Source organism: Streptomyces flavotricini (genome assembly GCF_020639365.1).
GTDB classification, from domain to species: Bacteria; Actinomycetota; Actinomycetes; order Streptomycetales; family Streptomycetaceae; genus Streptomyces; species Streptomyces flavotricini.
The window spans coordinates 1,018,136-1,038,289 of sequence record NZ_JAINUL010000001.1; the positions used below are offsets into that span (position 1 = coordinate 1,018,136).

Annotated in this window: 20 protein-coding genes; 13 read left to right on the plus strand and 7 right to left on the minus strand. The window is 73.9% G+C overall.

Annotated features, from left to right (window positions below; genetic code table 11):
- Positions 1-103: 103 nt before the first annotated feature.
- From K7B10_RS04960 to K7B10_RS04980, 5 genes are all read left to right on the plus strand, one after another.
- Positions 104-1,147, plus strand: coding sequence for a LacI family DNA-binding transcriptional regulator (locus tag K7B10_RS04960; RefSeq protein ID WP_229344778.1), 1,044 nt, complete (start codon positions 104-106; stop codon positions 1,145-1,147).
- A gap of 222 nt (positions 1,148-1,369) precedes the next feature.
- A complete protein-coding gene (locus tag K7B10_RS04965; protein ID WP_229334715.1) occupies positions 1,370-2,674 on the plus strand; it encodes an ABC transporter substrate-binding protein in 1,305 nt (434 codons plus the stop codon).
- Positions 2,661-3,638, plus strand: coding sequence for a carbohydrate ABC transporter permease (locus K7B10_RS04970; protein ID WP_229334716.1), 978 nt, complete (start codon positions 2,661-2,663; stop codon positions 3,636-3,638). Before K7B10_RS04965 ends, K7B10_RS04970 begins: the two co-directional genes overlap by 14 nt.
- Positions 3,635-4,468, plus strand: coding sequence for a carbohydrate ABC transporter permease (locus K7B10_RS04975; protein ID WP_229334717.1), 834 nt, complete (start codon positions 3,635-3,637; stop codon positions 4,466-4,468). The genes K7B10_RS04970 and K7B10_RS04975 overlap by 4 nt, the downstream gene beginning before the upstream one ends.
- Before the next feature lie 45 nt (positions 4,469-4,513).
- A complete protein-coding gene (locus K7B10_RS04980) occupies positions 4,514-5,932 on the plus strand; it encodes a GH1 family beta-glucosidase (protein WP_229334718.1) in 1,419 nt (472 codons plus the stop codon).
- On the opposite strand, the gene K7B10_RS04985 is transcribed toward K7B10_RS04980, so the two are convergent.
- From K7B10_RS04985 to K7B10_RS05000, 4 genes are all read right to left on the minus strand, one after another.
- Positions 5,904-6,530, minus strand: a complete 627-nt coding sequence (locus K7B10_RS04985; protein WP_229334719.1) for a HutD/Ves family protein — start codon at positions 6,528-6,530, stop codon at positions 5,904-5,906. The two genes, K7B10_RS04980 and K7B10_RS04985, sit on opposite strands and share 29 nt — an antisense overlap.
- 88 nt (positions 6,531-6,618) lie before the next feature.
- A complete protein-coding gene (locus tag K7B10_RS04990) occupies positions 6,619-8,367 on the minus strand; it encodes a glycosyl hydrolase family 18 protein (protein ID WP_229334720.1) in 1,749 nt (582 codons plus the stop codon).
- A 109-nt stretch (positions 8,368-8,476) separates the two neighbouring features.
- Positions 8,477-9,214: a hypothetical protein gene (locus K7B10_RS04995; protein ID WP_229334721.1), complete on the minus strand. Its 738-nt coding sequence runs from the start codon at positions 9,212-9,214 to the stop codon at positions 8,477-8,479.
- A gap of 157 nt (positions 9,215-9,371) precedes the next feature.
- Entirely contained in the window at positions 9,372-10,250 is an 879-nt protein-coding gene (locus tag K7B10_RS05000; RefSeq protein WP_308284514.1) for an NADPH-dependent F420 reductase, read from the minus strand.
- Between the two features lie 95 nt (positions 10,251-10,345).
- Here K7B10_RS05000 and K7B10_RS05005 point away from each other — a divergent pair, with 95 nt between their 5' ends.
- From K7B10_RS05005 to K7B10_RS05015, 3 genes are all read left to right on the plus strand, one after another.
- Positions 10,346-11,158: an AfsR/SARP family transcriptional regulator gene (locus K7B10_RS05005; RefSeq protein WP_372481372.1), complete on the plus strand. Its 813-nt coding sequence runs from the start codon at positions 10,346-10,348 to the stop codon at positions 11,156-11,158.
- Positions 11,155-11,601 carry a peptidase dimerization domain-containing protein gene (locus K7B10_RS05010; RefSeq protein WP_229334723.1) on the plus strand — a complete coding sequence of 149 codons (447 nt, stop codon included), beginning with the start codon at positions 11,155-11,157 and terminating at the stop codon, positions 11,599-11,601. The genes K7B10_RS05005 and K7B10_RS05010 overlap by 4 nt, the downstream gene beginning before the upstream one ends.
- A 122-nt stretch (positions 11,602-11,723) precedes the next feature.
- Positions 11,724-12,224: a hypothetical protein gene (locus K7B10_RS05015; RefSeq protein WP_229334724.1), complete on the plus strand. Its 501-nt coding sequence runs from the start codon at positions 11,724-11,726 to the stop codon at positions 12,222-12,224.
- A gap of 67 nt (positions 12,225-12,291) precedes the next feature.
- Here the strand turns inward: K7B10_RS05015 and K7B10_RS05020 are convergent, their stop codons facing one another.
- Positions 12,292-13,653: an FAD-dependent oxidoreductase gene (locus K7B10_RS05020; protein WP_229334725.1), complete on the minus strand. Its 1,362-nt coding sequence runs from the start codon at positions 13,651-13,653 to the stop codon at positions 12,292-12,294.
- Between the two features lie 175 nt (positions 13,654-13,828).
- Here K7B10_RS05020 and K7B10_RS05025 point away from each other — a divergent pair, with 175 nt between their 5' ends.
- The gene (locus tag K7B10_RS05025; protein ID WP_229334726.1) at positions 13,829-14,878 is read left to right on the plus strand and encodes a PHP domain-containing protein; all 1,050 of its coding nucleotides are present in this window, start codon (positions 13,829-13,831) and stop codon (positions 14,876-14,878) included.
- A gap of 27 nt (positions 14,879-14,905) precedes the next feature.
- Here K7B10_RS05025 and K7B10_RS05030 read toward each other — a convergent pair whose 3' ends face one another.
- Positions 14,906-15,820: a UbiA family prenyltransferase gene (locus tag K7B10_RS05030; protein WP_229334727.1), complete on the minus strand. Its 915-nt coding sequence runs from the start codon at positions 15,818-15,820 to the stop codon at positions 14,906-14,908.
- Positions 15,821-15,896: 76 nt separating this feature from the next.
- Between K7B10_RS05030 and K7B10_RS05035 the strand changes: the two genes are divergently transcribed.
- The 3 genes from K7B10_RS05035 to K7B10_RS05045 are packed head-to-tail and all read left to right on the plus strand — an operon-like array spanning position 15,897 to position 18,560.
- Positions 15,897-16,958, plus strand: coding sequence for a type III polyketide synthase (locus K7B10_RS05035; protein WP_229334728.1), 1,062 nt, complete (start codon positions 15,897-15,899; stop codon positions 16,956-16,958).
- 28 nt (positions 16,959-16,986) lie between these two features.
- Complete coding sequence (locus K7B10_RS05040; RefSeq protein ID WP_229344780.1) at positions 16,987-17,538, plus strand: isoprenylcysteine carboxyl methyltransferase family protein; 552 nt, start codon at positions 16,987-16,989, stop codon at positions 17,536-17,538.
- Positions 17,535-18,560, plus strand: a complete 1,026-nt coding sequence (locus K7B10_RS05045) for an NAD(P)/FAD-dependent oxidoreductase (RefSeq protein WP_229334729.1) — start codon at positions 17,535-17,537, stop codon at positions 18,558-18,560. The genes K7B10_RS05040 and K7B10_RS05045 overlap by 4 nt, the downstream gene beginning before the upstream one ends.
- 87 nt (positions 18,561-18,647) lie before the next feature.
- Here K7B10_RS05045 and K7B10_RS05050 read toward each other — a convergent pair whose 3' ends face one another.
- Positions 18,648-19,283: a hypothetical protein gene (locus tag K7B10_RS05050; protein WP_229334730.1), complete on the minus strand. Its 636-nt coding sequence runs from the start codon at positions 19,281-19,283 to the stop codon at positions 18,648-18,650.
- A 676-nt stretch (positions 19,284-19,959) separates the two neighbouring features.
- Here K7B10_RS05050 and K7B10_RS05055 point away from each other — a divergent pair.
- Positions 19,960-20,148 carry a DUF6381 family protein gene (locus K7B10_RS05055; RefSeq protein ID WP_372481535.1) on the plus strand — a complete coding sequence of 63 codons (189 nt, stop codon included), beginning with the start codon at positions 19,960-19,962 and terminating at the stop codon, positions 20,146-20,148.
- The last annotated feature ends 6 nt before the right edge of the window (positions 20,149-20,154 follow it).

The window sequence follows — 20,154 nt, forward strand, 5'->3', positions numbered from 1 at the left end:
CGCCGGGAGCGCTCTCAGGCTCCCGGCGGTACGGGTTACCCTGCTGTCCGCCGCGCCAACGGCCCCCGGACCCGCAGGAGGAGCGCCCGTGCCCGAACAGCCCGTGCCCGAACAGCTTCCAGGTCACCGCCCCACGCTGGAGGCCGTGGCGGAGCGCGCCGGAGTGTCCCGGGCGACCGCGTCCCGCGTGGTCAACGGCGGGGACGGCGTCCGCGCGCATCTGGTGGAGAAGGTCCGCGAGGCCGTGCAGGAGCTCGGGTACGTGCCGAATCCGGCGGCCCGCACACTGGTCACGCGGCGCACCGGGGCCGTCGCCGTGATCATCGCGGAGCCGGAGATCCGGATCTTCTCGGACCCCTTCTTCTCCCGCCAGATCCGCGGCATCAGCAAGGAACTCACCGCGCACGACACGCAGTTGGTCCTGCTGCTGGTGGAGGACCGGGGGGACTACGACCGCATCGAGCGCTACCTGGCCGGCGGCCACGTCGACGGGGCGCTCGCCTTCTCCCTGCACACCGACGACCCGCTGCCCGCGATCACCCGCCGCGTCGGGATGCCCACGGTGTACGGCGGCCGGCCGGGCTGGGCCCCGGTGTCCGGGGGGCACGGCGGGGTCGCGTACGTGGACGCGGACAACCGCGGAGGAGCCCGCGAGGCCGTACGGCACCTGCTGGACCAGGGCCGGCGGCGGATCGCGCACATCGCCGGTCCGCTGGACCAGACCTCGGCGGTGGACCGGCTCGACGGGTACCGGGACGTACTGCTCGACGCCGATCCCGCGCTGATCGCGGAGGGGGACTTCACGGCGGCGGGCGGGGCCGAGGCGATGGCCGGGCTGCTGGAGCGCTGCCCGGACCTCGACGCGGTGTTCGCCGCGAACGACCTGATGGCGACGGGCGCCCTGCGGGTGCTGCGGGAGCGCGGGCTGGCCGTCCCCGGGGACGTGGCCCTGGTCGGCTTCGACGATGCCGAGCTGGTGGCGGAGAGCGCCGATCCGCCGCTGACGACCGTGCGCCAGGACATCGAGGGCATGGCGCGCCTGATGGCGCAGCTGCTGCTGCGCACCCTGGACAAGGCGCAGGGTGACCGGGCCGTGCCCGCCTCCGTGGTCACCCCGACGGCGCTGGTGCGGCGCGCGTCCACCTGACGCGGCCGGGGGACGGGGGCGGAGCGACGGCCGATCGGCAGGAACGGCCTGAACTCGTCGCACCGCACGGGTGATTGTGGACGAATGGCTCCGTTGTGGCTACGACTCTTGACGGCGCCGGGGCTGTGGGTGCACGCTCCAGTCGCGCTCTGAGAGCGCTCTCAAGGCTGGCTCGCTCCCACCCCCGCACCCTGCCCGTCCAGGCCAAGGAGGCCCCGCCCCATGTCGATCCCCCGAACCGCCGGAAGAACCGCGGTCCGTCTCGGCGCCGTCGCGCTCACCGGAGTGCTCCTGGCCGCCTGCGGATCCGGGTCGGGTGGCGGCTCCTCCGACGCCGCAGGCGGAGACATCACGCTCACCGTCGACCTGTTCGGCGCGTTCGGCTACCAGGAGTCCGGCCTCTACGCCGAGTACGAGCGGCTCCACCCCGGCATCAAGATCAAGCAGACCGACACCGAGGACGAGCAGGACTACTGGAAGTCCCTCCAGACCCGCCTCGCGGGCGGCGGCGGCCTGGCCGACGTCCAGGGCATCGAGGTCGGCCGCATCGCCTCGGTGGCCCAGCAGCAGTCCGGCAAGTTCGTGGACCTGAACCAGTACGGGGCCGGAGCGCTCAAGGAGGAGTTCGCCCCGGCCAAGTGGTCCGCCGCGACGACCAAGGACGGCAAGGTGATGGGCCTCGGCACCGATGTCGGGCCCGAGGCCATGTGCTACCGCAGCGACCTGTTCCAGGCCGCCGGACTGCCCACCGACCGCACCGAACTGGCCAAACGGTGGGCGACGTGGGACGGATACCTCGAACTGGGCCGCCAGTACAAGGCGAAGGCGCCCGCGGGCAGCGCCTGGCTCGACAGCGTGGGCAGCCTGAACGCGATCATGGTCGGGCAGGCCAAGGAGCGTTATTACGACGCCTCGGGCGCCCTGATCTACGAGAACAGTCCCGCCGTGAAGGCCGCCTGGGACGCGTCGGTCAAGGCGGCGGGCGAGGGGCTCAGCGCCAAGCTGGACCAGTGGTCGCCGCCGTGGAACCAGGCGTTCTCCTCGGGGTCCTTCGCCACCCTGCCGTGCCCCGCCTGGATGCTCGGCTACATCAAGGGCCAGGCCGGGGACGCCGCCAAGGGCAAGTGGGACGTCGCGAAGCTGCCCGGCGGCGCGGGCAACTGGGGCGGCTCGTACCTGGCGGTCCCGACCGCGGCCGCCCACAAGAAGGAGGCGTACGAGCTGATCAAGTGGCTCACCGCGCCCGAGCAGCAGACCAAGGTCTTCCGCGGGCAGGGCAACTTCCCGTCCGCCACCAAGTCGATCGGCCAGATCGCCGATGCCAAGGACCCGTACTTCTCGGACGCGCCGATCGGGCAGATCTTCGGTGACGCGGCCGAGCAGGCCCCCGTCCAGGTGCTCGGCCTGCACGACAAGGACGTCGCCGACCAGATCAACAACGCGCTCAGCGAGGTCGAGCGCAAGGGCACGGCGCCCGAGACGGCCTGGTCGAACGCGAAGAAGGCCGTCAAGAATGCCCTCGGCTGAGCCGCTGTCCCCGCAGGCACCGCCGGCGCCCGCGACCGCCCCCAAGCCGCCGGAGCCACCGTCCCGGCGGCGCGGGCGACCCGCCTCGCTCTCCCCGTACGCCTTCCTCGTCCCCTTCTTCACCCTGTTCGCCGCGTTCGGGATCTTCCCGCTGCTCTACACCGCGTACGTCTCCCTCTACCGCGCCGAACTCCAGACCCCGGGCGAGCTGGAGTGGCGCGGGCTCGGCAACTACACGGCGCTCTTCACCGATCCGTTCTTCTGGACCGCGCTGCGCAACACCTTCACCATCGGCGTGCTGTCCACCGTGCCCCAGCTGCTGATGGCCCTGGGCCTGGCCCACGTCCTCAACTACCGGCTGCGCGCCCGTACCTTCTTCCGCACCGCGCTGCTGCTGCCGTACGCGACCTCGGTCGCCGCCGCCTCGCTGATCTTCGCGCAGCTCTTCGGGCACGATTTCGGTCTGATCAACCGCCTGTTGGACCTGGTGGGCATCCACCCCGTCGACTGGCAGAACGGTACGGCGGCCTCGCAGGTCGCCGTCTCCACCATCGTCGTCTGGCGCTGGACCGGCTACAACGCGCTGATCTACCTGGCCGGCATGCAGACGATCCCGGCCGAGCTGTACGAGGCGGCCGAGGTCGACGGCGCCTCGCGGTGGCGGCAGTTCCTCCACGTGACCCTGCCCGGGCTGCGCCCCACGATCGTCTTCACCTCGATCGTCTCGACGATCGGGGCGACGCAGCTGTTCGGCGAACCGCTCCTGTTCGAGGGGTCGGTGTCCGGCGGCATCTCGCACCAGTACCAGACCCTCGGGCTCTACCTGTACGAGCAGGGCTGGGGCTTCTTCCACCTGGGCCGCGCGGCGGCCATCGCCTGGGTGATGTTCCTGCTGATCGTGGTGCTGGTCGGGGCCAACGCCTGGGCCGCGCGCCGCCGTTCCCGTAAGGAGGCCGGCCGATGACCGCGAACGTCTCCGCCCGGCGTGGCGGCAGGCTCACCTACGCCGTCCTGATCTGCGCGGTGCTGGTCTCGGCCTTCCCGCTGTACTGGACCCTCGTCGCCGCGAGCCGCTCCAATGCCGAACTGGCCCGCCCCCTGCCGGCCCTGCTGCCCGGTCCGCGCCTCCTGGACAACCTCAGCTCGGTCCTGGACGAGGCGGCGATCGGCAAGGCGCTGCTCAACTCGCTCATCGTGTCGGGGGCGATCACCGTCGGCACGGTGCTGTGCTCCACGCTGGCCGGGTTCGCCTTCGCCAAACTCCGTTTCCGCGGCCGCGGGGCGCTGCTCGGCGCCGTCGTCGCCTCGATGATGATCCCGCCGCAGCTCGGGGTGATCCCGCTCTTCATGCTGATCGTCGAACTGCACTGGGTGAACCAGCTGCAGGCCGTCATCCTGCCCGGACTCGTCTCGGCCTTCGGGGTGTTCTTCATGCGGCAGTTCCTGGTGCAGTCGCTGCCCGACGAGCTGATCGAGGCCGCCCGGGTGGACGGCGCCTCGCACGCCCGGATCTTCTGGTCGATCGTCGTGCCGATCGCCCGCCCGGCCATGGCCGTCCTGGGGCTGCTGACCTTCATGACCGCCTGGAACGACTTCTTCTGGCCGGTCGTCGCACTGTCCTCGCAGGAGCCGACGGTCCAGGTCGCGCTGCGCCAGCTGGGCGGCGGCTACGTCCACGACCAGTCCGTGATCATGGCGGGCACCCTGCTCGGCACCCTGCCCGTGCTGCTGGTCTTCGGACTGCTCGGCCGCCAGATCGTCGGCGGCATCATGCAGGGCGCGGTGAAGGGCTGACGCAGCAGCCCCCCGGCCCTCCCCTCATCCCTTTGGAGCCTTTCCATGACCACGCTCGACGCGTCCGCCTCCACGAGGACGGGGCTCGCCTTCCCGGCCGGTTTCCGCTGGGGCACGGCCACCGCCGCCTACCAGATCGAGGGCGCGGCCGCCCTGCACGGCCGGACGCCCTCCATCTGGGACACCTTCAGCCACACCCCCGGCAAGGTCCTCCACGGCGACACGGGGGACACGGCGGCCGACCACTACCACCGCACGGCCGAGGACGTGGCCCTGCTCCGGGGCCTCGGCGTGAGCGACTACCGCTTCTCGGTGGCCTGGCCGCGGGTCCAGCCCACCGGCCGGGGGCCCGCCGACCGGCGCGGCCTGGACTTCTACGCCAGGCTCGTCGACGCACTGCTGGCGGCCGGGATCCGGCCGGTGGTCACGCTCTACCACTGGGACCTGCCGCAGGAGCTCGAGGACCTCGGCGGCTGGCCCGTACGGGAGACCGCCGAGCGGTTCGCCGAGTACGCGGGGCTCGTGGCCGCGGAGCTCGGCGACCGGGTGGCCAGCTGGACCACCTTCAACGAGCCCTGGTGCTCCGCCTTCCTCGGCTACGCCTGCGGCGTGCACGCCCCGGGGCGCACCGAGCCGGAGGCCGCGCTGCGGGCCGCGCACCACTTCAACCTGGCGCACGGCCTGGGCACGGCGGCCCTGCGCGCGGTCCTCCCCCCGTCGGCCGAGGTCTCCCTGACCCTGAACCTGCACGCGTTGCGGCCGCTGACGCGCTCGGAGGCCGACCTGGACGCGGTGCGCCGGATCGACGCGGTGGGCAACAGGATCTTCCTCGATCCGGTCTTCCACGGGCGCCTGCCGGAGGACCTGGTCGGGGACACCGCCGGGGTGACGGACTGGTCCTTCGTCCGGGACGGCGATCTGGCGGCGGCCGCCCGGCCGATCGACTGGCTGGGCGTCAACTACTACTCCCCGACGGTGGTCGCGGCCGCCGAGCCCGGATCGGGCACCGCGCCCGCCGGACCCTCGCCGTGGGTGGGTGCCGGGGAGCACGTGCGCTTCCTGCCGGCTCCGGGGCCGCGGACGGCCATGGACTGGCCGGTGGACGCGGACGGTCTGCACGAGCTGCTGGTCCGGCTGCGCGACGAACTGCCGGGCGTGCCGCTGCTGATCACGGAGAACGGCGCGGCGTACGCGGACTACGCCGACCCGGAGGGCGCTGTGCACGATCCGGACCGGATCGGCTACCTGCGCGGCCACCTGGCCTCGGTGCACCGGGCGATCGAGGACGGGGCGGACGTGCGCGGGTACTTCGTGTGGTCGCTGCTGGACAACTTCGAGTGGGCGTACGGCTACAGCAAGCGGTTCGGCCTCGTCCACGTGGACTTCGCGACCCAGCGGCGCACGCCGAAGGACAGTGCCCGCTGGTACGCCGACGTCATCGCGCGGGGCGGACTGCCAGCCTGACCACCGCCGCGTGACCGCGGGTGCGCAGGCCGAAGGCGTTGCCGCCGGTGATCCGGGCCGCGTCGTACGGACCGAGGGCGACGGGCCCGCCCCGGCCGCCGTGCCCGGCTCCGGCCCCGGTCCGGGCTTCGGCTTCGAGTTCCGCCGCTTCCCTCAGGGCCACGACCAGCAGGGTCTCCCCCGGCTCGGCGCGGAGCGCGAGTGCGCCCCGTACGACCGCGGTCCGCGCGCGCACCCTGTCCCGGCGGTACATCACGTTGAAGTTCACGACGGGCCCGTCGAGGAGCCTGCAGTCGGTGGGGACGTCGCCGGGGAAGTCCTGAGGTGCGCAGCGCTCGCCGACGAGGCGGCGGGCGCCGGCCACCGTGAGGTCCATGCCCGCGCCCTCGGCCAGGGTCAACGTGCGGTCGACCCCGGGAAAGACCGAGAACGGTCCGTCTGCGGCCACCTCCGCGAGGCTGATCCGCCATCCGAAATCGGCCGTCGAGGCGCCCTCGGGCCAGGCGGCGATCTCGCGGGTCACCCCGCCGCCGTTCTTCCAGGCGACCGCTTCGCGGTCGCTCGCGCGCAGGATCCGGAGCTCGTTGCCGCCGGCCATGGAGCCGTTCCTTCCGTCGGGTACGCGCCGCCCCGTGCGGGGCGGTGCGTACCCGGGCGGCCGCGGCCGAGCCTATCGGTCCCGGGAGCTACCCGAGCGAGAGGTCGTCCCCGTAGACCGCGCCCTGTCCGTACCAGCCGTGCAGGTAGACGGTGACCGTGCCGGAGGAGCCGGTGGTGAAGGGAACCGTCAGCTTCGACCAGCCGGTCGAGCTGGTCCACGCGCTGGCGCCGGCGCCGCCGCGGACCCCCAGGTAGGCGTGACCGCCCTGTACCCACCCGGCGAGCGTGTACTTCGTGTTCGGGGCGAGGGTCAGGGTCTGGGCGCACTCCCCGGTCTGGGAGGAGGTGGGTGCGGTCTTCAGGGCGTACGAGCCCCCGTGGGCGGGGGTGCCCACCACCGCGCCGCCGCTCTCGCAGGTCCACGGGGCGAGCGCGCCGCTTTCGAAGCCGCCGTTGACCAGGGCACCGCTCCCGCCGCCCGGGCCGGAGACCGTGAGGGTGAAGGCGGCGGTGTGCGTGAGGCCGCCCGAGGTGCCGGTGACGGTGATCGGGTACGTGCCCGGCGCGGCCGAGGCGGAGGCGGCGACCGTGAGCCGGGCCGAACCGCCCGCCGTGACCGAGGCCGGGTCGATGGATGCCGTCACCGCGGCGGGTGCGCCCGAGGCCGTCAGCGCGACGGTGTGCGCGGTGCCCGAGACGACGGCCGTGTTCACGGTGGCGGAGGTGGAGCCGCCGGGTGCCACCGAGGCCGATCCGGGCGCGAGGGCGAGCGAGAAGTCGTCGGCGACGGGACCGCCGCCGCCCGTGAACGGCGCGAAGGTGTGGCTGAAGTACCAGGGATCCTGGACGATGCCCGAGCAGGAGTCGGAGCCGCCGGTGCCGGGGCAGCCGCCGTTGTCGCGCTGGAGCGCCCAGAAGGACAGGGTGTTGATGCCCTTCTGCACCGCCCAGTCGCGGACGGCGGTGGCGTCGGCGGTGGTGAAGGTCTCGGCGGGGCCGTAGTCGTCGATGCCCGGCATCTCGGTGACGCCGATCATGCCCCAGAGCTGGGCGGGGGTCTTGGCCGGGTACAGGGCGGCGAGCTGGTCGTGCAGACCGGCGGCGGCGGTCTGGGTGTCGGCCGCCATGTGGTGGGTGGCGCCGTCGTAGTAGTCGAAGGTCATCAGGTTCACGACGTCCACCTGCGCGCCCGCCGTCCTGGCGCTCTTGAGGACGGCGAGGCCGCTGCTCGCGAGGCCGCTCGTGGTGGTGGGCAGGGTGTACGAGACCTGCAGCGGGCGGCCGTTCGCCGCGGCCCAGTCCTGGACCTTCTTGATCGCCTGGTTGCGCCGGTCGATGCCCGCCTTGTTGGTCAGCGAGTTGTCCTCGATGTCCATGTCGAGGCGGGAGACCTCGTAGGTGGTGATCACCTTCTCGTACGCGGCGGCGATGGCGTCCACGCTGGTGCAGCTGTCGGCGATCTCGGTGCCGCCGTTGTCGGCCGCGTAGCCGCCGAAGGAGGGGATCACGTCGCCGCCGCGCGAGCGGATGGTCGCGAAGTCGGCGCCGAAGACGGAGGCGGAGACGGGCTGCCCCGTGTCGCCGTTCCAGTACGGGGTGCAGGATCCCCTGGCCTCGGTCTGCACGAAGGCCATGGTCAGGTACGTGGCGCCGGACTTCTGGGCGAGGTCGGCGGGGCTGTCGCCGTTGTACGCCTCGAAGTACGGGGCGAAGACGTGCGCGGGCAGTGGGGTCGCGGCGTGGGCGGCGCCGCCGGCCCCGAGGACGAGGCCGGCGGAGGCGAGGGCCGTGGTCAGGGCCGCGGATAAGGCATGGAGGGGCCTGGGACGTCTCATCGATGCTCCCGGTGGGGCGCGAGCGAACGGGCGGACGCCTCATGATTGGTCTGGACCAGGTGGGGGTCAAGGGTCCGGACCCCTTCGGTTGCCGCGGCGGCAACGGGAGTTACACGAGGCGTCGGGTGGTGAGGGGCAGCGAGACGTGTCCGGGGTGTTCGAAGTCGGCGGCGGTGCCCCCGGCGGCATCCGCGTCGATCGCGTACACCACGAGCGGGCTGCTGCCGGTGGGACCCGTGGCGGTGGCGCGCAGCCGGTAGCGCTCGGTGCGCACGGCGTCGGGGGCGAGGGCGGCGCCGCCCGTGTAGAGGTGGGCCGGCTTGACGTCGGTGGCGATGCGCAGGTCCACGGCGCGCCAGGCGCCGGTGGCGGGGTCGCGGCGTTCCAGGACGAAGGGGGCGGCGGGTCCGGGGAGGTCGCCGGGCTCGCCGGTCAGCGGTTCCATCTGGAAGGCGACGAGCAGGTGCCGGTAGGCCTGGGAGTTGCCGTTGCGGACGGTGACCGTGAACTCCTGGGCGGGGCCGCCGCGGACCAGGTGCAGCGCGCCGCCGGGGGCGGCCGCGGTGAGCGACAGCCGGGTCACGGGGGCCGGGGGCGCCGGTGCCTTCGCGGGCGCGACCGGGGACGCGGCCACGGGGGTGGCGGTCGGGGTGGGCGTGGGCGCCGGCGCCGAGGTGGCCGGGGTGGCCGCCGCGGCCGTCGCCGGGGACTCGGGGCCGGAAGGCGAGGGGCTCGACGGCCGGACGGGGGCGGCCGTCCGGTCCGGGTGGCCGGAGCAGGCCGTCAGGACGGCCACCAGCGCCGCCAGTAGCGTCGAGGCGATCAGCAGACGGGGTCTGACGTGCATGGTGGGCCCTCCTACGGCTCCCGCGAGGGCAGGACCGTAGCAAGCCCGGCCCGCCGGGGCGCAGGGGGCTGCGGATGACACTTCGGTATCGGTTGGCCGCGGGGCGGGGCCGGGGCGGGCGCGGGAGCCCCCGTACTCCCGCGCCCGCACGGGATCCTCAGCCCTTGAAGGCCGCCTGGCGGACCGGAGACGCCTCGGCGAGGGCCTTCACGACCGCGTCGGTGCCGGCCCGGAGTCCGTACACGGGGGTGCCCGGCTGCTGCCGCCAGGAGTCGTCGATGCCGCCCGCGTCGACGGTGTCGAAGCCGAGCTCGTCGATGAGCTCCCGTACGATCCGCTTCGCCCTGGCGTCGTCGCCGGCCACCGGGAGGGCCACCCGGTCCGGCGCCCCGGCCGGGCGGTGCAGGGCCAGGATGTCCTCGGCGTACGTCCCGTTGAAGGCCTTGACCACCGGGTGGCCGAGGCGGCGCTGGCTCCAGCCGCTTTCGGTCAGCCCCTCGTCCTCGATCTCGGCGATGCGGCCGTCGCGCTGCTGCGGGTAGTAGTTCCCGGTCTCGATGAGGACGAAGTCCTTCGCCGCTGCGTCGAAGAGGCCTGCGGGCAGGTTCGCCACGTTCTTCAGGGGGACGGTGACCACCACGACCTCGGCGCCCCGCGCCGCCTCCGCGACGGTGACGGGCGTGGCTCCGGTCTCCTTCGCGAGGTCGGCCAGGGTCTCGGGGCCGCGGGAGTTCGCCACGGACACCTCGTGTCCGAGGGCGGTGAGGCGGCGGGTGAGGTTGCCGCCGATGTTGCCTGCGCCGATGATGCCGATCTTCATGAGCTCTCCAGTGCGTGCAGGGTGGTCGGGTGCTGCGTGGAGTCCGAACCACCGGGCGCCGCCGCGCATTCCGCCTCCGGCCCTCCGGTCCCGCGGTTCCCCCGTACGAGGCCCGGCCGTACTGGCGGCGGCGCTGCGGGCCGCCCGCTGACGGCGGTGCGTCGAGCCGTACACCACTCGACTTTCACAAGATCCCTTATGTAGTGCTTCATTCATTCGCCGCCCCACCGGGGGGCGGCGAGCAGGCGCCGCCGACCACCGCCCCTGTCCTGCTCGTTCGCGAAATACGTGACCCGACACGAGGGACCAGTATGCGGTTCCAGCTTTTGGGGCCGCTGAGTATTGCCCACGGCCCGGAAACCGTAGTTCTCAAGCCGTCCAAGCCGACCAGCCTTCTCGCCGCTCTTCTTCTGCATCCCGGGGTCGTCGTTTCGACCGCCTACCTGGTGAGCGCGGTGTGGGACGAGGAACCGCCGGCCACCGCGCGAGCCTCGTTGCGGACGTGCGTCCTGAGGCTTCGGAGGTTATGCACGAAGTACGGCATATCCACGACCACCATCGAGGCCGTGCCCGGCGGATACCGCATGCACAACGACGTCGAGACCCTCGACCTCGTCCTCTTCCGCTCCCTGACCTCGCAGGCACCGGCCGCCGGCGGGCCGGGGGAGGAGCTGTACCGGCTGCGCGAGGCGCTCTCGCTGTGGCAAGGGCCGCCGCTCGCCAACGTGGCCTCGCGGATGCTCCGGCGCGACGCGGTGCCCTCGCTCGAACAGGAGCGGCTGCGCGTGCTGGAGCGGGTCTGCGATCTCGAACTCGCCGCCGGGAACTGCCATCAGGTGCTGGTCGACCTGTACGAGAGCGCCCGCCGGCGTCCGGTGCGCGAGCGCTTCACCGAGCAGCTCATCGAAGCGCTCTACCGCACGGGGCGGCAGGCGGAGGCACTCGCCGAGTACCGCACGGTGCGGGACCGGCTGCGCGACGAGCTCGGCGTCGCCCCGGGGGCCGGGCTGCGCCGTCTGGAACTGGCGATCCTGCGCGCCGAGGAGATCGGCGGTCCGCACGCCGCGGCCGCGGGTACGGCGCCGCGGCCCGCGGCCGGGTCCGGAAGGCCGCCCACGTGGTGACCGGGCTGCAGACGGTGGTGGCGCGCGAGGCGGCCCCCTCGGAGCAGGTGGCCGTCACCGTCGGCTCGTTCCGGGCCGGCGAGCGCGCGAACGTCGTGCCCGACCGCGCCGAGCTGGGCGTCACCGTACGGGCGGCGGGGGAGGCCGCGCTGACCCGGGCGGCGGCCGCCGTGGAGCGGATCGTCCGCGCCGAGTGCGCCGCCTTCGGCGACGCGGGGCGGACGCGGCACGGGGCGCAGGGGGTGCGCCCCGCGTACTGGATGCTCGGCGTGATCGGCCCCGCGGCCTGGTCGGCGGCGCCCGGCGCGACGGCGGCGCAGAAGCTGGCCGTCCTGCCTGCCAACCACGCGCCGGATTTCGCACCGGACGTGCGCACGGCGCGCCCGGCGGGCGTACGGGCGTTGCGGACGGCGGCGCTGAACTGCCTGGGTTCGCCCCGATAGGCGGCTGTACGCCATCCGCGTCGCATTCAGGCCATTTCACACGATCCGAGAACCGTGCGCCGGGGCGGTGGCGTCGGTGGGTTCAGCTACTCGGCAACCGAGCACGGCGAAAGGTCCGAACGATGTCCAAGTCTCCGGCCAAGGCCCGGCGCACCGCCTCCCTCGCCCTCGCGGCAGCCGCCGCGACGGCCGCACTCACCCTCGCCTTCGTCACCAGCGCCTCCGCGACGGGCGGTGCGGGCACGCCGCAGGACGGCCGGGCGGCCGCCGCGGCCCCCTCCGTGTCCGGGAGCCCGGAGGGCGCGTTCTCCCGGATCGCCACCTTCTACGGTGCGTACGTCGACGCCGTCTACGACAACGACGGCACGCGCGCGAAGCAGCTGCGGGCCGCCTACCTCTCCGCGCCGCTCCAGCGCGAGCTGGCGACGTGGGAGGAGACCCACCACGCGGACGGCGTGCTGCGCGCCCAGAACGTGCCGCTGGAGTGGAAGGTCGCCTACGTCGACAGCGGGACGGGCAAGACGAATGCCACCGTCACCCTGACCTGGAGCGGGACGGACACCACCCGGCTCCACGTCCAGGCCGATCTGAAGACCCGGAAGATCCTCTCCATCACGGACTGACGCGGCTCCGGACATGCGGGTGGGGGCCACCGCCGGCGGCCCCCACCCGATCGGGAATGCGCGGCGGTCAGGCCCCGCTCGCCTTCAGCATGTCCTCGCGCTCGACGATCTTCACGCGCTCACGGCCCTCGGGCTCGCCCAGCGCCTTCTCGGCCGCGTCGAGCTTGTACCAGCCCTCCCACGTCGTGAAGCGGACGTTGCGCTCGGCCAGGAAGTCCTCGACGGCCTCCGGCGCGGGCGCGGCGGGGGTCTGCAGGCGACCGTCCGCGTGGTCCGCGAGGAGGTTCGCGACCGTCTCGTTCGCGTCGCCCTTGGTGTGGCCGATGAGGCCGATCGGGCCGCGCCGGATCCAGCCGGTGACGTACGTGGACTGCAGGTGCGCGCCGGCCTCGATCACGCGGCCGCCCTCGTCCGGGACCGTGCCGCTCTCGACGTCCCACGGCAGCTTGGGCAGTTCGTCGGAGAGGTAGCCCACGGCGCGGTAGACGGACTGGACGTCCCAGTCGGTGAACCGGCCGGTGCCCTTGACGTTGCCCGTGCCGTCGAGCTCGGTGCGCTCGGTGCGCAGGCCGACGACCTTGCCGTCCTCGCCGAGGATCTCGGCGGGCGACTCGAAGAAGTGCAGGAAGAGCTTGTGGGGGCGCTCGCCGATGTCGCGGATCGCCCAGTTCTCCAGGGTCTTGGCGACCATGTCGGTCTGCTTGTTCTTGCGGCGCTCGGCGATCGAGCCCTCGTCGTAGTCGATGTCCTCGGGGTTGACGATGACCTCGATGTTGGGCGAGTGGTCGAGCTCGCGCAGCTCCATCGGGCTGAACTTGGCCTGCGCCGGGCCGCGGCGGCCGAAGACGTGGACCTCGAGCGCCTTGTTGGCCTTGAGTCCGTCGTGGACGTTCGCCGGGATCTCGGTCGGCAGCAGCTCGTCGGCGGTCTTCGCGAGGATGCGCGCGACGTCGAGGGCCACGTTGCCCACGCCGAGCACGGCGACCTTCTCCGCCTCCAGCGGCCAGGTGCGCGGGACGTCGGGGTGGCCGTCGTACCAGGAGACGAAGTCGGCGGCGCCGTAGGAGCCGTCGAGTTCGACGCCCGGTATGGCGAGCGCGCGGTCGGCGGTCGCGCCGGTGGAGAAGATCACGGCGTCGTAGAACGAGCGGAGTTCGTCGAGGCTGATGTCGTTCGGATAGTCCACGTTGCCGAACAGGCGGACCTGCGGCTTGTCGAGCACCTGGTGGAGGGCGGTGATGATGCCCTTGATCCGCGGGTGGTCGGGGGCGACGCCGTACCGGATCAGGCCGAAGGGGGCGGGCATCCGCTCGAACAGGTCGATGGAGACACCCGGCTCGGCGGCCGCCTCGGACTTCAGCAGCGCGTCGGCGGCGTAGATTCCGGCGGGGCCGGCACCGACGATTGCTACCCGGAGAGGGCGAGGCATGACTGGTTCCCTTCGACCGAAAAACACTGGATCACGGGAAACCATAAACTAAGGGAACCCTAACCCAGCACCCGCCCCCTGTTTATGACCCTATAAACAGAGCTTATGACCTGCCCAAGACATCCTTGGGGGTGACGGCCACACTGGATCCAGGAGGCACTTCGGGAGGTACCGCATGGATCCGGTCGCGGCACTGGAGCGGATCGCCTACCTGCTGGAACGCGGGCAGGCGCCGACCTACCGGGTGCAGGCCTTCCGGAAGGCCGCGGCCGCCCTCGTGCGGATGGGCGAGCCCGAGGTACGGGAACGGGTCGGGGCCGGGACCCTCGAAGCGGTCAAGGGCATCGGGCCGAAGACCGCCCAGGTCGTGCGGGAAGCGGTCGGCGGGGCCGTCCCCGCCTACCTGCAGACCCTGGAGGACGAGGTCGCCGCGCACCCCGACGGCCCGCCGGCCGCCCCCGCCGCCCTCGCGCTGCACGCGGCCCTGCGCGGGGACTGCCATCTGCACTCCGAATGGTCCGACGGCGGCAGCCCCATCGAGGCCATGGGCCGGGCGGCGGCGGCACTGGGCCACGAGTGGGCCGTGCTCACGGATCACTCGCCGAGCCTGACCGTCGCCCGGGGGCTCTCCCCGGAGCGGCTGCGCGAACAGCTGGACGTGGTGGCGGAGCTGAACGAGACCTGGGCGCCCTTCCGGCTGCTGACCTGCATCGAGTGCGACATCCTGCCCGACGGCTCGCTGGACCAGGAGCCGGAGCTGCTGGACCGGCTTGACCTCGTGGTCGGGTCCGTCCATTCGAAGCTGCGGATGGAGCCGCCCGCGATGACGCGCCGGCTGCTGGCCGCCGTACGCAATCCCCTGATGGACGTCCTGGGTCACTGCACGGGACGGCTGGTGACGGGGCGCACCCGCCCCGAGTCGCGGTTCGACGCCGAGGCGGTGTTCGCCGCCTGCGCGGAGTCCGGCACCGCCGTGGAGATCAACAGCCGGCCCGAGCGGCTGGACCCGCCGCGCCGGCTGCTGCGGTCGGCCCTGGAGTCCGGGGCGCTGTTCGCGATCGACACGGACGCGCACGCTCCGGGCCAGCTGGACTGGCAGCTCACGGGGTGCGAGCGGGCCGTGGAGTGCGGGGTGCCGGCCGAGCGGGTCGTGAACACCTGGCCCCGGGAGCAGCTGCTGGAGTGGACCCGGACCCGGCGACCACCGGGGACCGCGGCCACCTGAAGCCGGCGGCGGCCGGCGACGGCGGCTTCAGCCCGGCCCCGCCAGGTCGGCCCCGCGGACCACCAGCAGCACGACATCGGCGCCGGCGACCGCCATCGTCGCCAGGAACGGGGTCCGGCTCCGGCGGGGCGAACGCGCGGCCCCGAGGAGTACCGCCGCGGCCGTCGCCGCGAACAGCCCCCAGCCGTACGGCGGTACCCGCCCCGGCGGTCCGGCGACCAGGGCCGCGGCCGAGGCGAGCACCAGCAGGCCCCCGACGGCCGCCGAACCCCGTGAGCCGATCCGGTGCGGCAGCCCCGACACCCCCGTGGCCAGGTCGTCGTCGATGTCGGGCAGCACGTTGGCGAAGTGCGCGCCCGCGCCCAGCAGGGCCGCCGCGGCCGTCAGCCACCACGGCGGCCACGGGGCCCCGGGCAGACCCAGGGTGACGACGGCGGGGAGCAGCCCGAAGGCGAGGGCGTACGGGAGCCAGGAGACAGCGGTGCTCTTCAACCGCAGGTTGTACGCCCAGGCGGCGGCCACCCCGCACAGGTGCGCGCAGCCGGCGAGCCGTCCGCCGGCCAGCGACAGCGGAACGCAGAGCAGCAGCGCCGTGAGCGCCGCCGCCGTCACCGCGGCGGGCCTGACGGCGCCGGAGACCAGGGGTTTGTCGCGGCGGCCGGTCGCCAGGTCCCGGCGCAGGTCCACCCGGTCGTTGCACCAGCCCACCGACAGCTGGCCCGCGGCCACCGCGGCCACGGTGACGGCGGCCCCGGGGAGGCCGCGCCCCACGGCCGCGGCCAGGGCGGCGGCGAGGAGGGTCACGGCGGCAGCGGGCACCGGGTGACAGGATCCGAGCAGGCCGAACAGGTGGGACACGGCGTGCCGCGGCGGGGCGGCCGCGGCCGTCACGGCGGGCGCGGGAAGGGTTTCGTCTGCGGCTTCGGCTTCGGCGCGGGGCACGCGGTCACGCTATGCCGCGCCGCGCCCGGTATGCGGTATTCCTTGCGAAGTGTCAGTTCTTCCCTATGTTGGGCCAATGACGCGTGTCCTGGCCGTGAGCAGTGTGTTCCCGCCCCACCGCTATCGGCAGTCCGAGATCGCGACGGCGCTCGCCCGCTTCCTTCCGCCGGGGGCCGACACCGCCCTCCTCCACCGGCTGCACGCCGCGGTGGGCGTCGACTCCCGCCACCTCGCTCTGCCCCTGGAACGCTACGGCCCGTCCAACGACTTCGGCGCCACGAACGCCCTCTTCCTGGAGAGCGCCGAGGAGCTCGGCACCCGCGCCGTCGAGACGGCCCTCGCCGCGGCCCGGCTGACGGCCCGCGAGGTCGACCTGGTCATGTCGACCACGGTCACCGGGCTCGCCACGCCCTCGCTGGAGGCCCGCATCGCCGGCCGGACCGGTCTGCGCCCCGACGTGAAGCGGCTGCCGCTCTTCGGCCTCGGCTGCGCGGCGGGCGCCGCCGGGCTCGGCCACCTCCACGACCATCTGACGGGCCGCCCCGATCACGCGGCCCTGCTGCTGTCCACCGAGCTCTGCTCGCTCACCCTCCAGCCCTCGGACACCTCGGTGGCGAACCTGGTGGCCGGAGCCCTCTTCGGCGACGGGGCGGGAGCCCTGCTCGCGGTGGGCCGCGGCCATCCGCTGCACGGCACCCGACCGGGGCCCTCGGTGGTGGCCGCGCGCAGCCGCCTCTACCCCGGCACCGAGGGGCTCCTCGGCTGGGACATCGGCCACTGGGGCTTCCGGATGGTGCTGGGCCGGGAACTGCCCGCCCTGGTCCGGCTGCACGTGGCCGAGGAGGTCGAGACCTTCCTCGCCCGGCACGACCTCAAGCCGCCGGACGTCGACGCCTGGATCGTCCACCCCGGCGGCCCGAAGGTCCTCGACGTGCTGGCGGCCGCGCTGGGCCTGCCCGACTCCGCCTTCGCGGCGAGCCGGCGCTCCCTCGCGGACGCGGGCAACCTCTCCTCGGCGTCGGTCCTGCACGTCCTGAACTCGATCGAGGCCTCCGGACCGCCCGCGCCGGGCTCCGTCGGGCTGATGATCGCCTTCGGACCGGGCTTCGCCTCCGAACTCGTCCTCCTGCGCTGGTGACCCCGTGTCCCTGACATCGAACCCCTCAATGGAGCCGTACCTGCTCCTCGTCGGCCTGGTCGCGCTCGAGCGGATCGCCGAACTCGCCACGGCCCGGCGCAACACGCGCCGGAGCCTGTCGCGCGGCGCCATCGAGTACGGCCGCGGCCACTACCCCGCCATGGTCGCCCTGCACACCGCGCTGCTCCTGGGCTGTGTGGTGGAACCGCTCGTCGCGGACCGCCCGTTCCTGCCCGCACTGGGCTGGCCCGCGCTGGCCCTCGTGATCGCCGCCCAGGGCCTGCGCTGGTGGTGCATCGCCACCCTCGGCCCGCAGTGGAACACCCGGGTACTGGTCGTCCCCGGACGGCCGCTGGTGGCGGCGGGTCCGTACCGGCTGCTGCGCCACCCGAACTACGTCGCCGTCGTCGTCGAGGGCGCGGCGCTGCCGCTCGTCCACACCGCCTGGGTGACGGCGGCCGCCTTCACCGTGCTGAACCTCGTACTGCTCGGCGTACGCATCCGGTGCGAGGAGGACGCCCTCGCACATGCCGCGCCCGTCTACCGCAGCCCGGTGCCGGCGGAGGGCCGGGCCCGGTGATCGACCTGCTCGTCGCCGGCGGCGGCCCGGCCGGGCTGGCCACCGCCATCCACGCGGCGCTGGCCGGGATGGAGGCCGTGGTCCTGGAGCCGCGCCCCACCCCGATCGACAAGGCCTGCGGCGAAGGGCTGATGCCGGGGGCCGTACGCGGCCTGCAGGGGCTCGGCGTGTCCGTCCCGGGCCGGCCCTTCCACGGGATCCGCTACCTGGACGGGGTGAGCGGCCTGCACGCGGAAGGACGGTTCCGCACCGGCCCGGGTCTCGGCACCCGCCGGCCCGTCCTCCAGGCCGCGCTGGCGCGGCGGGCCGAGGAGCTGGGCGTACGGGTGCTCGCGCGGCGCGTCGGCGAGGTCCGCCAGGACGCGGACCGGGTCGGTGCGGCAGGCCTGACCGCCCGCCACCTCGTGGCGGCGGACGGTCTGCACTCCCCCGTCCGGCGCGGTCTGGGCCTGGCGGCGCCGGACGCCCCCGGCCGGCCGCCGCGCTACGGGCTGCGCCGCCACTACGCGGTGGAGCCCTGGAGCGACCTGGTGGAGGTCCACTGGTCGGCGCACTGCGAGGCGTACGTGACCCCGCTGGGGCCCGACCGGGTCGGCGTCGCGGTGCTCACCACCGAGCGCGCCCCCTTCGACGTACAGCTGGCCCGGTTCCCCCTGCTGTGCGCGCGGCTGGCCGGGTCCGCCGGCTCGGCGGTGCGCGGCGCCGGACCGCTGCGCCAGCGGGCCCGGGTACGGGTCGCGGGGCGGGTGCTGTTCGTCGGGGACGCCGCCGGGTACGTGGACGCGCTGACCGGCGAGGGGCTGACACTGGCCGTGACGGCGGCGGGTGAACTCGTGCGCTGCGTACGGGAGGGCCGGCCGCAGGCGTACGAGCGGGCCTGGCGGGAGCTGTCGCGCAGCTACCGCACCCTGACCGCGTCCTTGCTCTGGGCGCGCCAACAGCCCCGGCTGGCGGGGCGGATCGTCCCGTGGGCGGCGCGGCTGCCCCGGGTGTTCACCCACGGGGTCAACCTGCTCGCGTAGCGCGTCCGGCGGCGTGGCCGCCGGACGCGCGCATGCCACGGGGGCGGAACCGGAGCACGTGGTGCCGGTCCCGCCCCCGTCGCGCGGTCAGCCGCCGGCGCCCGCCCGGGCCCGGGGCGACCGGTTCCCGAGCGCCAGACCGGCCAGGACGGCGGCGGCCGCGGCGCAGAACACCGCCGCGACGCCCGCCCAGGCCTGGGAGGCGCTCACCGCACCCTCCAGCGGGTCGAAGGCCGCGAGGCCGCCGACCACGTGCAGGGCGACGACGGCGAGGGCGCCCACGGCACCGGCCCGCCACGCCCCGGCCGTGTCGCGCACCGCGATCAGCGCGCCGAGCCCGAGGCACAGCACGGTGGCGAGGAGCGGCAGGAACGCGGTCGGGGTCTCGGACGACAGCGCCGTCACGTCACTCGGCAGGTGCAGGACCCCGCAGACCAGCAGGGCCGCCGCCACGGGCCAGCGGAGCCGGTGGCGCAGCGGGCCGGAGGGGGCGGGGGCCGCCGCGGCCCGGTTGCCGTCGGGCCCTCGCCCGTACTTCCGGCGGTACTCCGCGAGGGACTCGTACCGCTCGTCCTCGTAGGGGTCGTCGAACGGCTCGTCGGCCGGCGCCTCGGGCCGTTGCGCGTACCCCCGGCCGTCGCGCGGCCGTGGTTCGACCGGGACGGCGGGTACGGCCGGCGGCCGGGCGCCGCGGCCGGTCCGCGGCGGCCGGGCCGGGTGCACGGACGGGACGACCGGTACGGCCTGGGCGGCTTCCGCAGACCGCTCGGCCCCCGGGGAAGGGTCGGCCGAGCCGGGGGGCGCGGGCGGGACGGGGGGGCGCGGGCTCGGGGCCCCGGGCCTTCGGCGCGGGGGCCGAGGGCGGCATGCGGTCCTCGTCCGTTCCGAGGATGCCGGCCAGCAGGGCCACGTCCTGGACCGGGCGTCCGACGGCGGCAGCCCGCAGCGTCTGGTGGCCGTGACCCGGGCCCTGGCCGGTCTCCTCGAGGAGGTTCACCAGTTGGGCCACTTCCTCGAGGGGCCGGCAGGTGCCGGCCGTCTCCAGCAAGGTGCGTATGGGCGCGGTTGCCGTCGGGGTCGGTGCGCTGGTGGGATCGGGGTCGTGGAACTCGCGGGGGTCGTCGTCCTGCGTCGTCGCCGCGAGCGTGATGGGGTCGTTCATGGAAAGCTCCGTTCGCCGACGCGCGGGTCTACACATCGCACGCCGGTCAACGTGCGTCATGGGATGCGCACGCTCGGTCACCATTCAGCGGCACCGTGCGCCGCTGCGCCATACGGGGCGGGCAAACGGGGGAGCCGTCCACCCGGGCGGCCAGCGGGGGCCACGGTTCGAGATGCGCCCGCGCGGCGCTGCTGGTTCGCTGAATCGGGCCTCCTTACCCCCCACACCCGAGGAGTGATCATGAGCGCAGGCGAATCCCGCGGCCGGGTCCGGCAGTTGCGCGAGAAGGCGCAGGAGCTGAACACGGCGGCCGAACGCTCCACCGACCCGGAAGAGCGCAGAAGGCTCCAGGAGAAGGCCCGCCGGCTCCAGGAGCAGAGCGAGAAGGAAGACAAGATCGACGACCGGGGCATGGATCCCATGTAGCCCCGC